The organism is Clostridium porci (assembly GCF_009696375.1).
GTDB lineage: Bacteria > Bacillota > Clostridia > Lachnospirales > Lachnospiraceae > Enterocloster > Enterocloster porci.
In genome coordinates, this window is the sequence record NZ_VUMD01000004.1 from 264934 (window position 1) to 279579 (window position 14646).

A 14646-nucleotide genomic window follows, 5' to 3' on the forward strand; every position below is an offset into this window, starting at 1 on the left:
TTTACGGAACACAAAGCTGCTATTTTTTTGCGAAAGTTCCGCTGATACCGTAACCGGAATTTTCGTTCATGGTAAGGCTGCTGCCATCCACAGAGAACGTGTAGGTAGACGGATCGCTCCAGCTTTCCAGCGTTACCGTAAGCTGGTCTTCGTCAATGGTATAGGTGCCCTTTTGTTTCATGTAGGAATTCTCCATGGTGCATTTGCCTTTCCCATCGAACGTCCATGTGATAACGCCGTCATCACCCAGGTCGGCCGACCATGTGCCGGAGAGGGCGTCCTTGCTGCCTCCACAGGCGGCCAAACACAGAACCATCGTGAGCGCTAAAAGAAGCGCCAAAGTCTTGCTTAATTTTTTCATTATCATGCTCCTTTGTGTTGTGTATTTGTTCTATCCATTGACAGCGCCGCCGCAAAATTCACAGCAGCCGCTGGCATCTGGTGTGGTGGTGGCTCCACAGAACGGACAGGTCAGCGCCGTCTTAGGAGCTGCGGCTGCGACCGCTTCATTCCTTACCTGCTCCCGAACCTGGAGCAATGCATCCCGGATCTCGCGTCCCATCTCCTCATACTGCCGGTACTCCATACTGGAACGGACCTCATCCGCATTGGATGTCCGGGAACCGCCCATGAAGGGCCGTGCGCCAGGGCGGGAGCCTCCAGGCATACCGGGGCGGATTGGCCCCGCGCCTCCGGTGCGGAGACCGCCGCCCTTGACGCTGGGCTGTGCATCCGGCCCGTCCAAAAGGGTTTCCTCATCATTGTCAACAGAAGAACCGTTCAGCTTGAAGCGAATTTCATTAAAGTATGGGTTGTTGACATTGATTACAATGTAGAAATCATAAGAAAAGGCGTAGCGTCTGGGGGAAAAGCTCTGCCGTTTCCCCTCCGCATCCTTATACTGGATCTCTGTCTTGCTCTCGTCAATGTCCAGCTTGCAGCCAGTCACATCGGAGAAGGACAGTACATCCGGATTGGCCTCCTGCCAGTTCCGGGCGGATGTGACCATGAATCTCCCGTCATCCTCGTCCAGCAGGACTTTCATGCCCTCGCCCAATGTGCGGGTCACCCGGAACGCTGCCACTTTCTCCTGGTTGGTTTCCCGGTAAGCCAGCTGCTCTTTGATCTCCTCCACGGTGCTCTGCCTCCGGTCACTGAACCAGGGGGAGAGCTTTGCCGCGCAGTTCTTACAGCAGTTCCCATCCTCCAGCTTCCGATTGCCCAACAGCCCGATCTCGCCGCCGCAGATGGCGCATTCCTTTTTCTCAAACAGTTTTCCGAACAGTGCCATAATAATCTACCTCCTCGGTGTACGCCACCTCTTTCCTTTATGGTGTTTACTCCAGGGGGCCATTCTTCGTCTGGATGGCGCCATAGATATACAGGCCGGGCACAAGCAAATTCAGGATCAGGCTGGTAAAGCTGAACTCTCCCCCTGCGACAAGACCGATGATCATAGAGATGATGCTCAAAACGGCAATGATGATGCCCCACTTGATGCAGGCTGCCGCTTTCTGCGGCGCATTGCAGGCACCGATGCCCTTAATGCCCGCGATAAACTGAATGACAGATGCCAGCGTTACAATAATGGAACTGGCATAGAGCAGGCCGGTACCTTCGCCAGTCTCCATAAGCGCCGCCAAGGCGCTGATGCCGAGAATGGCGATGATGCCCGCGATGACACCGATGACGCCGCCGATAATCATGAGAATGGAAGTGACCTTCAAAAATTTTTGACCTTTCATGTGTATAATCCTCCTGTTTTATGTTTTGTTAATCGTTTTAGGTGTTATGTCTGTTCGTCCAGCAATCGTAGGGTCAGACTATAGCTTTTCGGCCTCGTTTCATCCCTGGATGTCTCCGTCATCAAAGGGATCTCCGCACTCCGGGCAGAACTTGGGCGGATGGGCGGGGTCGTCCGGCTCCCAGCCGCACTTGTCGCACTTGTACTGCGGTACGCCGGCAGGCTTAGGCTTGCCACACTCGGCACAGAACTTTCCTTTGTTCACCGCTCCGCAGGAACAGGTCCAGCCGTTTGTATCCGCAGGCTTGGGCTTCCCGCACTCCGGGCAGAATTTTCCGGTGGCTGTGGCCCCGCAGGAGCAGGTCCAGCTATCCCCTGCGGGTTTAGGGACGGGCTTGGGTGCGCCGCATCCCGCACAGAACTTGCCGGTATTTCCGGTCTGCCCGCAGGAACACGCCCATCCCTCCATGGCAGGAGCCGCCGGAACGGGTTGCTGTACCGATTGCTGCTGACCCATCTGGAAGAGGCTTTGGGCGTTCATGCCGCCGGCCTGACCGGCCATCCCCATGCCCATGAAAGCCATAGCGGGACCGGCATTGGGGTTGGCGGCTGCCGCCTGCATGGCGCCGGCCTGTGCGCCGACAAGATGCGCCGCCGCGCGGGTGGGGTCCATAAAGGCCGTATTGCGCTGCAGCTCCTTGATCATCTTTTCGTCTTCCTCGTTGGCCTTGACGCTGGAAACGCCGAAGGATACGATCTCAAGACCCCGAAGATCCCGCCACTTTGCGGACAGTTCCTGGTTCAAAGCATCTGCCAGCTCTGTGGTGTGGCCTGGAAGGGCAGAGTATCGAATGCCCATATCGCTGATCTTTGCGAAGGCGGGCTGCAGCGCGGTCAGCAACTCGGTTTTCAGCTGGCCGTCAATGGCTCTGCGGTCAAAATCCGCTTCCACATTGCCGCAGACATTGGTATAGAACAGCAGAGGGTTTGCCACCCGATAGGAATACTCCCCAAAACAGCGGATGGCGATATCAATGTCGATCCCCGCCCGCTGGTCCACGACACGGAAGGGGACGGGAGAGGGCGTGCCGTACTTGTTGCCGATCAGTTCCTTGGTGTTGAAGTAGTAGACGCGCTGATCCTTGGGCGCTTCGCCGCCGAAGGTGAACCGCTTGCCGATGTTCTGGAACACCTGCCCGATACTCTCCCCCAGGTCGCCCGAAAAGATGCTGGGTTCCGTGGAGGCGTCGAAGGTGAATTCGCCGGGTTCAGCGCATACCTCCACCACCTTGCCCTGCTCCACGATCATCATGCACTGGCCGTCGGCCACGGCGATCACGGAGCCGCTGGTGATAATGTTGTCGCTGCCTTTGGTGTTGCTGGAGCGCCCAGAGGCCCGTTTCCGCCCCTTGACCGCCAGCACGGTAGCGGGGATTGCCTCACAGTAGAAATACTCCTTCCACTGATCGGCCATCACGCCGCCTGCAGAGCCTAATGCCGCTTTAATAAGTCCCATAGTTACATCCTTCCTTTCGTGATTTATTTCTCTTTACTGACGATTAAAATCCTTCATTTCTTTCTTTGCGCTTTGCTGTGAGCATTGCCCCACAATTAGGACAAAAGATTGCGTTGTCCGAAAGCGCTGTTTCACATACTGGACAGCGATGGTGTAAATTAAGGTAGAACTGATAAAGAGTTTCCTGGGGAAGTCCACTGCCGCATTCTCCACAAGTTTGCTGCTCCGCAGAGACGGTTGCACCGCAATTAGCGCAGACTTTAAGCAGCTTCATAGCTTCTGGCCCAAATCCATATTGCTTCATGCTTTCCAGACGGATCTGCTCAATTTGCTGCCGTGTCATCTTATAACCCTTCTCCTCCATATTGAAGCCGTTTGCCGCAGCGTGGACAAAATATTTCTGCGGAGGTAATCTCTTTGCCGCAGTGGGAGCAGTAACGAGGCGGATCTTCCCACGGCGCACATTCCACACATTCCGCCACATCAGCGTTATACATGGCATTCGATACCCATTTGCCGCACTTGTGACATCGGTTAAAATATTTCCGTGCGTCTTCCCATGCGGTCTCCAATTCCTGCTCCTGTGTCTCTGCTTGGATAGGATCGGTCGTATGTAACAAAGCACCTGTGATGTCACAAAAGAAGCTGTACCGATTTCCTCCCGAGTCGGCGATCACCTTGTAGCGTGCTGTTTTATGGGTAAGCGCCATCAAATCCCTCCTTTCTTTTCTTTGACCCTCGATTAAGTCATGGTTATATGGTATAATAGGAATCAAAGGAGAGCGGCCTCTGTTTGTTGGCAACGTAGTCAGAGGCTTTTCATTGGAGACAAAGCCCATACCCTCCTTCGGCATTGCCTGCACCCATAATTTAAGCGATTTCCACACTTTTGTCCCCACCCCAAACCCCCGAAAGGGTAGGGTTGAAAAGAAAAAATCTGATTTTCTTGCCACCCCGAACCGAAAAATGGGTAGGGGAAACAAAAAATCAGGTTTCTTTCAAGGCTAAGACTGGAAATGCTGTAAATGAGATACCAAGGAAGATACGGTGATGAGAGTTGTATTTCGCGGGGAGGTGTCCACGCATGACTAAGCAGAATCAAAGAACGGGAGTCCTGGTAGCTGTGCTGATCGTCTGTGCTATCTCTGCCCGCGTTTTGGGAAAGTTTGATGTTTTTCCCGTACCGCTGGGTTTGGTCCGCACGATCCTTTATATCAGTCTGTACATTGGCTGGGGTCTCTCTGTCAGCCATCGCATTTTACAAACACAGGTGCGCCGCTATATGGTCGGCGTTTCATGTCTGACCGTCTTCTGGTTTGTTATACGGTCAATAAAATATTTTTTTGTGGTCGCTCCTGATGCGATCCGGCATCTATGGTACTGGTACTATTGTCCTATGCTGTTCATACCTCTGCTTTCCGTGTTTGTTTCCATGTCGCTGGGTAAGCCGGAAAGCTACCATCTGCCGAAATGGACAAGACTGCTCTATCTTCCCACCCTGTTCTTTCTGCTGCTGGTACTGACAAACGATCTCCATCAGCTTGTTTTCTCCTTCCCGACCGGAACGGTTTGGAGCGATACGGATAACGGATACGAGTACGGATATTATTTTGTTATCGGGTGGGAGATCATCTGTGCGCTGGCCGCCTTTGTGATCATGCTCATCAAATGCCGTTTGGCGCAAAGGAGAAAATACTTACCGGCGCTTCTGCTGTCCTGCTCCATTCTATATGCCTTTATCTACGCCAGCGGAGCCAGGTGGATGCAAGTGATAGGCGGAGATATTACAGCGGTGCAGTGCCTGATGTTTACCGCCATACTGGAAAGCTGTATCCAGTGCGGATTGATTCAGACCAATACTGGCTATGATGAGCTGTTTAAGGCCGGGACCTTCGGCGCCCAGATTGCTGATCACGACCATAAGGTCCGCTACGCCTCCGCAAATTCGCCTGTGCTTTCTGAACAGATCATGTGTACGGCAGAGGCGGGCGCTGTTAACCTTGATAAACATACCCTGCTAAAAAGTTACCCTATCGAAGGCGGTCATGTGTATTGGCAGGAAGATATAACAGATATTACCATACTGCTCAAAAAGTTAGAAGAGAACAAGGAAACCATTGCAGAAAGCAACCATCTGGAACAGGAAAATTATCGTATCAAGCTGGAGATCCACACCTTGCGGGAAAAGAATCGGCTCTATGACCTTTTACAGGAAGAAACCGCTCATCAGATCGATTTATTGAATGACCTGTTTTATCTATATGACGAAGAAGAAAATCCGGAAAAGCGCCGCAGTCTGCTTGCGAAGATCACTGTAATCGGCGCTTACATAAAACGCAGAGGCAACCTGATCTTTATCCGTGAAAAAACGGAAACCATCGATACCACAGAACTGGCCCTTTGCATGGAGGAATCCTTTTCAAATTTGAAACTGATGGGGGTCGAATGTGAAGCAGACATTCCGAAGGGCAGCAAAATCTTTACCCAGGACACAATCCTGGTCTACGACTTTTTTGAGAAGGTGATGGAGACCGCTATAGATGATATGAGCTTTGTTTGGTTGAAAGCGCGTATTCTTGCAGATTCGATCATCCTCCGTCTGGAGGTGGAATGCGAAAGCTCCCTTGCAGATTTTCGGGATACCTGTGAAAGCTGCTCCTTTGAGGATGGCGTATGGCGCTTTATCCTCCGCATCGGAAAGGCAGGTGGACAAACGTGACAACATTCTATTTATCCTCCGAAATGGAACAGTCCGTATGGATGATTTGCCTGTTCTTTTCTTTGATATTGGATGTGTTTCTTTTTCTTGCATCCCCTGACCGAGGTGGGAGCAGACGGTGCAGGCTTCTGAACGCCGGGGTATTTATCGCTTTGCTGATCCTGCTGTGCATTGCCGGGGATGCCTTTGACAAAAAGGCCGATGGACTTCCTATCAATCCTTTGCTGCCATTTCCAATGTGGTCGCTGTGGTGCATCGCTGACATGGTGGGTACTTTGCTCCTTGGTCAAACCGCTGTGTTGATCCATCGGAAAGGCCGGACACTTAGCCACAATTCCGTGAAGCAGACAATCGATATGTTGCCCAACGCGATCTGCTATTTCACCCCATCGGGTGAGTTCAAACTGTGCAATCTACAAATGCACCGCTTGTTCCACATACTGGCGCAAAGCGATCTCCAGCACTTCGATGAATTGCGGCAGGCACTTACAGAGTGTGATAAGAAAAGCGGTGTTGTAAGGCTACCGGATGAAGAGCAAACCTATCTGTTCCCCGATGGTAAGGCTTGGCGCTACTCCCAGACGGAGATAACGGTACCAGACGGCACAGTTTACACAGAGGCGATCTTCTCAGATGTGACTGAACTTTACGAAAAGGGACTGAGACTCAAGGAACAGACTGAGCAGCTCAAAAAATTCTCCCGTGACTTAAAGATTCTTTCGGATAATGTACTGACATTGACAAAGGAAACGGAAGTCCTGTCGGCAAAAACCAAACTGCATGACCAGATGGGGGCGGGGATCATTGCTATGCGGCAGATTTTGCAGCAAGAGCAGGTATCCCAGGAGGCCGCAGACAGCCTTCTATTGTTTCAAAAAGCAATCAGGACCATTAAAAATGACAATGAATACCCCCAGGAGCGCGGGGAGCTTGCGGAATTTTTGCGGGATGCCAGTACCATCGGCGTAAAGGTAGAAATGGCTGGCGAATTACCAAAGCAGGAGGAAATATATCGCATATTTGTGATCGCCATGCGGGAATGTCTCACCAACGGCGTCCGCCATGCGGATGCAACGGCCCTTTATGTCACCGCCCGGCAGGACGGAAACAACATTTCCCTGCGTATCACAAATAACGGAAAGCCCCCTGAAAGCGTCATTGTGCCGAGAGGCGGGTTACTCAACCTTCACCGCCATGTTACGAACTTAGGAGGTACGATGGAAATACAGTGGTCACCAGCCTTTACGCTGATAATCGTCATGCCCGTAGAAAAGGAGGCGGCAGAGTGAAACAGGTGTTAATTGTAGAGGATCAGCGGATGCCCCGCAAATATATGGAGAGAATGATCTCCGACAGTGAAAAATATGCCCTGGCAGCCAGTATAAGCGGCGCGGATGTTGCACTTGCCTATTGCAAGCGTCAGATGATCGACCTGATCTTGATGGATGTCTGTACTGCTGGAAACAAGGATGGCATCGAAGCTGCCGCCGAGATCAAAGTGGCGTTCCCAAACATAAAGATCATCGTTGTCACATCAATGGTCGAGGTCGGTTTTTTAGAAAGAGCCAAAGCCGCAAAGGTAGACAGCTTTTGGTACAAAGATTTAAGTCCCGAAGACCTGATCGATGTCATTGATCGCACAATGGCAGGAGAACATCTCTTTCCCCATGAAACGCCACAAGTGAAATTAGGTCTTGTAAGCAGCACCGATCTGACTGCAAAAGAAATCCAGGTACTGCGCCTTGTATGTGATGGTCTGGAATACAGCGAGATCGCCCAGACTCTTTCTATCACAGAGAGGACCGTGAAATATCATGTTTCCAACATCCTGCAAAAAACAGGCTATGCCAACAAGACCCGCCTTGCCATAGCAGTTACAGGCAAAAAATTTATTATTCCGAGCCTCCCGGAGGATCTGGACTTTGACATAACCAAATAACAGAGCACACAGCTTTATTTCCCGGTTTCAATGAAGCCGGGAAATTTTTTTGAGAAAACTTCAAAAAACTGTACTCAGGGACAGTGCGAGAAAATGGCTTCTTCGCTATACTGGTATCATCAAAGGATTCAAAATGATTGATAGGAGGCCGCCTTATGCGAAGAATCGTGATTGATATGCAGAATGTCCTGTTTGCGGACGCAGTAGCCGAAGCCTTACGCAACTTTGATTCCAATCTGGAACCAGTCATGAGCGAGAGCCCGGACAAAACTCTGTCGCTATGTGATGCTGTGCTTGCAAATGTTCTGATTATGGAAGTTACCGTATACACATCCTGGACACTGGAGGAGCGGCTAAAAATCCGAAACGCTCTGAAAAAGGCTCAGCCAGATTGCAAGATCGTGCTGGTGGTGGATGAAAACACAGAGAAAAAGCTGGCGGACAGGGTGCGGCAGGCCAAGAAGGATGGTCTGGTAGACAATTTTATTTACGGTTCCGTTTCTTCCAGCTATCTCTCCGCTGTCATTGACGCACTTTAGGACAGAGGCTGGTGAGGACCATGCAGGGTATAGGAGGACACCAAAATGAAAAAATTATGTATTTTCTTTCTCACCATCATACTGCTGGTGGGCATGACCGGCTGTGGAAATAAGGTTACAAACGATCCCATCACATTGACGATGTGGCACGTCTATGGAAGTCAGACAGAATCGCCGCTCAATGTAATGATCGATGAGTTTAACCAAACGAAGGGGAAAGAAAGCGGTATTGTTATTTCTGTTGTCTCCGTCACAAATTCTACCGCTATTGACGATGCGCTGATTGCCTCTGCCAATAACGAACCGGGGGCGGTTCCCATGCCGGATCTGTTCACGGCCTATCCGAGGGTGGCGGAAGAGATTGGGCTTGACCGGCTCTTGGATTGGAGTGGTTATCTTTCAGAGGAAGAACGCTCTGCTTATGTGGATGAGTTTCTGGCAGAAGGCGTTATAGATGGACGGCTGGTTATGCTGCCCATCGCCAAATCAACAGAACTGTTATTCTTAAACAAGACGATATTTGACCGCTTTGCCGCTGACACAGGAGTATCGGAAGAAGAGCTTCTCCATTTTGAATCTCTCTTTGCTCTGTGCTGCCAATACTACGATTGGTCAGGCGGCGCAGAGATGTTCCAAATTAACGACTTCTATCACTACTTCCTGGTCAATGTCTCCGGGCTGGGCGGACAGTTCATTCGGAATGGAAAGCCGGACCTGTGCAGTGCAGAATTTGAACAAGCCTATCTGCCAATGGCCCGTGCGGCGATCCATGGAGGACTTTGTACTGGTGACGGTTATGCTTCCGACCGCTGGAAAACAGCCGAGGTTATCAGCAATATCGGTTCCACAGCAGGGATGTTGTATCTGAGGGACTATGTAACCTACCAGGACAATACCACCGAAGAAATTGAAACAGCGGTATATCCCTACCCCACCTTTTCTGATGCCTCGCCAGTGGTTATACAAAGGGGAACTGGTTTGTTTTCCATGAAAAGTGAGGACGAGCGAAAAAATAGAGCCGCCGCCATTTTTGGAAAATGGATCACACAGAAAGAACACAATCTGGACTTTGTGATTGCTTCCGGCTATTTGCCGGTTACGGAAAATGCCTTTTCTGCTCTGTTTTCAAATATAGATATGATTGAGAATGAGAAATCCCATATGCTCTATGGTGCGGTGGACCAAATGTATGGCTCCTACTCCTTTTGCCCTTTGCCGCTGTATGACGCTTCCGGCGAAGCGCAATCCAGGTTTGAGGAGACCGCAAAGAGCATATTGTCTGCTGCCCACCGGGACTATATCAGCCGCATAGAGCGCGGGGATGACCCGGAGACAGTGATGTCAGAACTCCTTGACTCTTCGCTTTCGGAAATTCAGGAGGCCGTAGAGCGGTGACACAAAAGGGGGAAAACCATGATACTACGCCTAAAAAAAATCAGATCCGTACTGGAGGCGGCTCAGACGCAGAGCGTTTCCATGCGCCGCCGCCTGATGTTCTATCTTTTTACCATAATGCTCTTTTTTGCGTTCTTGATTGCTATGCTATTGTTCCTTTTCGGTGCAATCGATCCTATTGGATATGAAATTGAGCGGGCTTTAAGCAATCAACTTGAGAACTCTGTAAACTCCATAGAGCATCAAAGCAATGATCAGGCAGCCTATGTGCTTGCCTTTTCCCAACAGATAACAGCGGCAGTCAAAGACGAACTTTCAGATGCTGGGATTACCTTCAACGAACTTCGCAATACTCCTGACGCACTGGAGTCCATGCAAAACAGGCTCTTTGATATCGTCAGCAGCAATATGAAACTTGCACCTTGCAGCGGAGCATTTTGCTTTTTGAAAACAACGGTCAACGATGCACTGCCTGATAAAAGCTATAATGGGCTGTATCTAAAGTTTGCAAATCTTTATGCGGAAAACACAATCCATAATGATGTTTGTCTTTTTCGTGGATTTTCTACTGTCGCACGAGAAAAAAACATCAATCTCCATAGTACATGGCAGTTGGAAACACAAGAGGGGTTATTCCCGGAAATCGACGGAGAGATGTCCGGCAAAAGCGAGAACATCTCCGGCGCCTTCTTTCTTACATCCGTTTATAAACTGCCTGACACATGGGAAAGTGTGCGCTTTCTCTGTATACCTGTTTTAGATTCTGGTGGCAACACGATTGGTGTGTGCGGCTTTGAGATCAGCAGTCTGTATTTTTCGCTTTCCCATAAGACGATGGGAAGCAGCCAAGCACATATCTTTTGCGCTTTGCTGACGGAAGATTCGGATTGTTATGTAGGGCAGATCGCCGGGAATCAATCTGGTTATTTCCCACCAATTGAAAATTCTTTTTCTGTTGAGAACGGATCAAGCCTGACTACCTTCCATAGCGGAGACACTGAATTTGTTGGTAAGACCCAGGAACTAACAATAGGGACTACTGCCCATATGGTTGCTGCCATGCTCCCTGCCACAGAATATCAGGCGCTTGTGCAGACGGTGCGGCTCAAAATTGCCGCATTCTTGTTTATCGCTTCTTTTGCCATTTTGGCCTCCATTCTTTGGGGCAGCAAAAAATATGTTGCACCCATAATAAAAGACTTGGAACAGATTAAAACTAACACAGACCGGACGCAGAGCGAGTCTCATGTTTTGGAGATTGAGGACCTCTTTGCTTTCCTCGCAGAACAGGACCGAGAACACGAGGCAGCTTTATCCGCTTTGAACCAGGAGCGACTGGAAGCTGAGAGCAGACAAGAACGGCTACAAAGCAAACTGGAACAGACCAGCAGTGATCTTGGGTCCGCGCAGGCAGAAATTGCCCGACTTGCCTATTCCAGAAAACAAGAGATCGATCCCGACGATTTTCAATATTTTTTGGAAGGGATTAGTCAACTTACTCCAACAGAAAGAAAGGTCTTTGATCTGTATCTTGAGGGAAAAAACGCAAAAGAGATCATTGCGATCTTAGGAGTTACAGAAAATACATTAAAGTTTCACAACAAGAATATCTACAACAAACTGGGAGTTTCGTCCCGGAAACAACTCCTTCGTTATGCCACTTTGATGAAACAGCAGGAGGAAAATGATCAGCAATAACGCTTGAGAATCAGCAGTTGCGCTACTTGGCGAGCAGTGCATTTGTTCCCACAAATGCTCAAAATGGACTTCCAGCGTGACCGCTGGAAGTCCATTTTTGCTCGTTGGGGCCGTACCCCAAACCCCGTGAACAGCCCCGTAGCCGGGGCTGGCTACGCGTTCGGTTCCCGAACGCTGTTGTCCCTGCTTTGCAGGGACAGGCGGGGCTTGCGCCCCGCGTGGAGCCGGAAACGACCGCCTCGGTGTTTCCGGGAAAAAGAAAAAAGCGGGGCTGGCCTACATTCCTGTAAGCCAGCCCCGCCAAGATCATCTGTGCGGATCGGTGCGCTGTTCCTCCTTGCGCCGCTCCTCCATAGCCGCCTGTTCCTTCTCCTTTTCCAGAAGGACAGCCACCACTTTCTGCGCCACAAGGTACTCCTGCATCTCCGTCCTTGCCTTTCGGTACGCCGGGTACGCCGCCCGTTTCTGTTCCAGAAGCTGGGCATACTCGGCGTTCAATTCCTTGACACGGGGGAGCTTTTTCAAGCCAAGCTGTTCAAAAGCCTCCTTCGCCGCCTTGTGGAGCGTGATGGCCTCCCGATGCCCTTCAAGGAATTTTTTACTGTACCCTGCCTTGCGGTAGGCCACATAGACCTCCCTGGTCTTGGAGTAGTTTATGATGTGTTTTTTCAATGCGGCGATCTCCTGCATCCGCTGTTCCGCCGCCTTGATGGAGTCCCCCAGACCATTGAATTGGGTGACTGCCGCATCCGCCCTCGCCGCCAGTTCGTCAAAGCTGTCGATCTCGTTCTCCTGCAAAAAGCACATGACCTGTGCCATCTGTTTCAGGTTAAAGAGGGTCGCCCACCGCTGGTATCCGGCGCCCTTTCCCTCGTTCAGCTTCGCTTGAATGTCAATGAGAAGGGAGAACTTCTTGTCGTGGACCTGCTGGCTTTTCCCCGCAGACCGCTCTCTGCGTTTTCCGGCAATAGCGTCTTTCAGATCGTCCACCGTATAGCCATCACCCAACGAACTGAACCGGGCAAAACGGTCCTGCCCCCTGCATCGGATAGATGGCCGCTTGCCCGGTTTATACTCGCACCCGGCCTCCTTCAGGAAAGAGATCAGTTCTTCAAAGTCCTTTGGTTTTCTCTGTAATGCCGCATCAATGATGGCCCGCAGGTCATCACGGTTGGAAGGCCGCTTGGGGTACTCGGTGCGCTTTTTCCGTTCCCGGTAGGGGCGCGGCTCTATGACAGAAAGCCCATGCTCCAAACACAGACGGTCACTGACCCGTTGTAGGGCCAGCCCGGACAAAAAGAAATCCCTGAACTTCCGGGTGCAGTCCAGGGCGGTGGAATTGAAGATGATGTGGTTGTGGATGTGCGCCCGGTCGGTGTGGGTGGCAACGATAAAAGCGTGTTTCCCCTTGGTGAAGCGCATCCCCAGCTCATAGCCGATACGGTTGGCCTCCTCCGGCGTGACCTCGCCCGGTTTGAAGGACTGCCGTATCTGATAGGCGATGACATCATGCTCCTGGCGGCGGCCCGTCATGTGTTCGTACTGCCGCTTTGACAGAAGGAACTGCTCATCCGCTGTGCGGGCGTCGCACTCATAACTGGAGATATATTTTCCGCCCTCGGTCTTTTCCTCATTTTTGGAATAGTCCGTCCTGTCCGCCAGCGTCTGGGCGATAGTCTTGCCCTTATTGATGTGGAGCGCGATCAGCCGTGTCGCCGCCATAGCCCACCTCCCTCGTTCAAAAACTTACATTGCCAGTTCCTCCGGGAACCGTGTACTCCTCATCTTTCCGGGGAAGCTGTCCCTCTGCGGGTCGGCTGTCTCCCTGCGGTCGAAAGCGGCGATCTTCTTTTCAAGGCCGGACAGTTCCTTCTCCTTTTCCTTCACGATGGCGGTGCGCTCCTCCAGAGTGCCGGAAATCAGCTCGTCCAGCAGATACTCCACATAGTCCATTTTCTGCAAGGCTTCACAGAACAGGGGATGCCAGTCCTCGTCCTCCGGCTGCGGCGCGTATTGCTCCTTCCAGTCACGGAGCAGATGGAGGTACTCGCACAGCACACGGTAACAGCGGTTCTCCTTTTTGCGGTACTCCTGCGCCGCCGCCAGCTTGGAAATGACGGACGGCCTCCTCTGGGGCTGCCATGTTTGCAGGCCCTCATACCGCACCCCGAAATCCGCCGCCAGCTTCTCGGCGGCCCTCTTGGGGGAGAGGTCGAACAGCTTGCCCACAAAGTCGATCACATCCCCGTCCTCCTGACAGCCGAAGCAGTGGAACCGCTTATCCACCTTCATGCTGGGCGTTCGGTCATCGTGGAACGGACAGCAGGCCATGCCGTTGCGCTTGACCTCGATCCCGTAATGCTCCGCCGCTGTCCTTGTTGGTATGGCGTCCTTGACCGCTTCAAATAAATTCATTGTCATGCCCCCTTTCCTCGGTATGTAAAGGGGCAAAAAAGAAGGAGCGGCAAGCCGTTCCTTCCTGCGCGTTGGTTATGGAATTGTCTTATTCGTAAATCTCTGTATCGCCGCCCTCCCGTGAAAGCAGACCGCCCAGAAAATCCGCCGCTCCGCTCATGCGGTCATGCTCGTTCCCATAGGTCCACTCGGTCACGGTATCGCCGTACATCTGCTCCCTCATCCAGTCAAGCAAGGTTTGAGCCTCGTTCTTCGGAAAATCCATCTTCGCACATCCTTTCAAAGATTTATGAGTGGAGGAAAGCCCCAAGGCTGCCGGCCCACTCGCCGGCCAGTTCCACCAGGAGCATGGCGGAAAACTGGAGTGCCACACAGACCGCCTCCACGCCGAACAGGATCGCCACATTCAGCCAGTCCCGGACGCACACCTGATAGATGCCGCAGGCCAGGATCACCAGCATGAACAGCCCGACAACATAGGCGGAGAGGTTGGATGCCAGCCTGCCTACAACATGGAATGTATAGAGTACCAGCATCAAGGGGAGCGCCAGCAGTTTCAAAGGGAGTTTCAGAAGCCTCATATTTTGTCCCGTCCTTTCCTGTTTCCTGAGTACAGTTTACCGCGCTGGCCCGCTGTCCGGCAAGGATGCCGTCTATGTAAAGGACGCGGAACCGCTCCGC

16 protein-coding genes are annotated in these 14646 nt (G+C 51.6%); 6 read left to right on the forward strand and 10 right to left on the reverse strand.

Annotation, left to right across the window (positions count from 1 at the left end; translation table 11 throughout):
- Positions 1 to 19: 19 nt before the first annotated feature.
- From FYJ39_RS06450 to FYJ39_RS06475, 6 genes are all read right to left on the reverse strand, one after another.
- Entirely contained in the window at positions 20 to 361 is a 342-nt protein-coding gene (locus FYJ39_RS06450; RefSeq protein ID WP_074661627.1) for a DUF5640 domain-containing protein, read from the reverse strand.
- A gap of 30 nt (positions 362 to 391) precedes the next feature.
- Positions 392 to 1291, reverse strand: a complete 900-nt coding sequence (locus FYJ39_RS06455) for a DUF4428 domain-containing protein (protein WP_074661624.1) — start codon at positions 1289 to 1291, stop codon at positions 392 to 394.
- A gap of 46 nt (positions 1292 to 1337) precedes the next feature.
- Positions 1338 to 1745: a hypothetical protein gene (locus tag FYJ39_RS06460; RefSeq protein WP_074661621.1), complete on the reverse strand. Its 408-nt coding sequence runs from the start codon at positions 1743 to 1745 to the stop codon at positions 1338 to 1340.
- A gap of 99 nt (positions 1746 to 1844) precedes the next feature.
- The gene (locus FYJ39_RS06465; RefSeq protein WP_154465349.1) at positions 1845 to 3260 is read right to left on the reverse strand and encodes an SPFH domain-containing protein; all 1416 of its coding nucleotides are present in this window, start codon (positions 3258 to 3260) and stop codon (positions 1845 to 1847) included.
- A 43-nt stretch (positions 3261 to 3303) separates the two neighbouring features.
- On the reverse strand, positions 3304 to 3603 hold the full coding sequence (locus FYJ39_RS06470) for a zinc ribbon domain-containing protein (RefSeq protein WP_074661616.1): 300 nt from the start codon (positions 3601 to 3603) through the stop codon (positions 3304 to 3306).
- Position 3604: 1 nt separating this feature from the next.
- The gene (locus FYJ39_RS06475; RefSeq protein WP_081352012.1) at positions 3605 to 4159 is read right to left on the reverse strand and encodes a zinc-ribbon domain-containing protein; all 555 of its coding nucleotides are present in this window, start codon (positions 4157 to 4159) and stop codon (positions 3605 to 3607) included.
- A 185-nt stretch (positions 4160 to 4344) separates the two neighbouring features.
- Between FYJ39_RS06475 and FYJ39_RS06480 the strand changes: the two genes are divergently transcribed.
- The 6 genes from FYJ39_RS06480 to FYJ39_RS06505 all read left to right on the forward strand — a co-directional run bounded on the left by FYJ39_RS06480 (position 4345) and on the right by FYJ39_RS06505 (position 11550).
- Complete coding sequence (locus FYJ39_RS06480) at positions 4345 to 5979, forward strand: histidine kinase N-terminal 7TM domain-containing protein (protein WP_139196737.1); 1635 nt, start codon at positions 4345 to 4347, stop codon at positions 5977 to 5979.
- Positions 5976 to 7268, forward strand: a complete 1293-nt coding sequence (locus FYJ39_RS06485; protein WP_074661612.1) for a sensor histidine kinase — start codon at positions 5976 to 5978, stop codon at positions 7266 to 7268. Before FYJ39_RS06480 ends, FYJ39_RS06485 begins: the two co-directional genes overlap by 4 nt.
- Entirely contained in the window at positions 7265 to 7918 is a 654-nt protein-coding gene (locus FYJ39_RS21365) for a response regulator transcription factor (RefSeq protein WP_074661609.1), read from the forward strand. The genes FYJ39_RS06485 and FYJ39_RS21365 overlap by 4 nt, the downstream gene beginning before the upstream one ends.
- 155 nt (positions 7919 to 8073) lie before the next feature.
- Positions 8074 to 8457, forward strand: coding sequence for a hypothetical protein (locus FYJ39_RS06495; RefSeq protein WP_154465347.1), 384 nt, complete (start codon positions 8074 to 8076; stop codon positions 8455 to 8457).
- A gap of 45 nt (positions 8458 to 8502) precedes the next feature.
- On the forward strand, positions 8503 to 9852 hold the full coding sequence (locus FYJ39_RS06500) for an ABC transporter substrate-binding protein (RefSeq protein WP_074661605.1): 1350 nt from the start codon (positions 8503 to 8505) through the stop codon (positions 9850 to 9852).
- Positions 9853 to 9933: 81 nt separating this feature from the next.
- The gene (locus tag FYJ39_RS06505; RefSeq protein ID WP_195840389.1) at positions 9934 to 11550 is read left to right on the forward strand and encodes a helix-turn-helix transcriptional regulator; all 1617 of its coding nucleotides are present in this window, start codon (positions 9934 to 9936) and stop codon (positions 11548 to 11550) included.
- A gap of 306 nt (positions 11551 to 11856) precedes the next feature.
- On the opposite strand, the gene FYJ39_RS06510 is transcribed toward FYJ39_RS06505, so the two are convergent.
- The 4 genes from FYJ39_RS06510 to FYJ39_RS06525 all read right to left on the reverse strand — a co-directional run bounded on the left by FYJ39_RS06510 (position 11857) and on the right by FYJ39_RS06525 (position 14546).
- Complete coding sequence (locus FYJ39_RS06510) at positions 11857 to 13272, reverse strand: relaxase/mobilization nuclease domain-containing protein (protein ID WP_074661600.1); 1416 nt, start codon at positions 13270 to 13272, stop codon at positions 11857 to 11859.
- Positions 13273 to 13296: 24 nt separating this feature from the next.
- The gene (locus tag FYJ39_RS06515) at positions 13297 to 13965 is read right to left on the reverse strand and encodes a CHC2 zinc finger domain-containing protein (RefSeq protein WP_074661598.1); all 669 of its coding nucleotides are present in this window, start codon (positions 13963 to 13965) and stop codon (positions 13297 to 13299) included.
- Between the two features lie 88 nt (positions 13966 to 14053).
- Positions 14054 to 14230, reverse strand: a complete 177-nt coding sequence (locus FYJ39_RS06520) for a hypothetical protein (RefSeq protein WP_154465346.1) — start codon at positions 14228 to 14230, stop codon at positions 14054 to 14056.
- Between the two features lie 22 nt (positions 14231 to 14252).
- On the reverse strand, positions 14253 to 14546 hold the full coding sequence (locus tag FYJ39_RS06525; RefSeq protein ID WP_074661596.1) for a hypothetical protein: 294 nt from the start codon (positions 14544 to 14546) through the stop codon (positions 14253 to 14255).
- Between the last annotated feature and the right edge of the window lie 100 nt (positions 14547 to 14646).

Coding starts and splice junctions, on each gene's coding strand:
- FYJ39_RS06465 (WP_154465349.1), bottom strand. CDS start 3,260: ATGGGACTTATTAAAGCGGCATTAGGCTCTGCAGGCGGCGTGATGGCC.
- FYJ39_RS06500 (WP_074661605.1), top strand. CDS start 8,503: ATGAAAAAATTATGTATTTTCTTTCTCACCATCATACTGCTGGTGGGC.
- FYJ39_RS06515 (WP_074661598.1), bottom strand. CDS start 13,965: ATGAATTTATTTGAAGCGGTCAAGGACGCCATACCAACAAGGACAGCG.
- FYJ39_RS06455 (WP_074661624.1), bottom strand. CDS start 1,291: ATGGCACTGTTCGGAAAACTGTTTGAGAAAAAGGAATGCGCCATCTGC.
- FYJ39_RS06450 (WP_074661627.1), bottom strand. CDS start 361: ATGAAAAAATTAAGCAAGACTTTGGCGCTTCTTTTAGCGCTCACGATG.
- FYJ39_RS06520 (WP_154465346.1), bottom strand. CDS start 14,230: ATGGATTTTCCGAAGAACGAGGCTCAAACCTTGCTTGACTGGATGAGG.
- FYJ39_RS06525 (WP_074661596.1), bottom strand. CDS start 14,546: ATGAGGCTTCTGAAACTCCCTTTGAAACTGCTGGCGCTCCCCTTGATG.
- FYJ39_RS06510 (WP_074661600.1), bottom strand. CDS start 13,272: ATGGCGGCGACACGGCTGATCGCGCTCCACATCAATAAGGGCAAGACT.
- FYJ39_RS06505 (WP_195840389.1), top strand. CDS start 9,934: ATGCGCCGCCGCCTGATGTTCTATCTTTTTACCATAATGCTCTTTTTT.
- FYJ39_RS06480 (WP_139196737.1), top strand. CDS start 4,345: ATGACTAAGCAGAATCAAAGAACGGGAGTCCTGGTAGCTGTGCTGATC.
- FYJ39_RS06495 (WP_154465347.1), top strand. CDS start 8,074: ATGCGAAGAATCGTGATTGATATGCAGAATGTCCTGTTTGCGGACGCA.
- FYJ39_RS06460 (WP_074661621.1), bottom strand. CDS start 1,745: ATGAAAGGTCAAAAATTTTTGAAGGTCACTTCCATTCTCATGATTATC.
- FYJ39_RS06470 (WP_074661616.1), bottom strand. CDS start 3,603: ATGACACGGCAGCAAATTGAGCAGATCCGTCTGGAAAGCATGAAGCAA.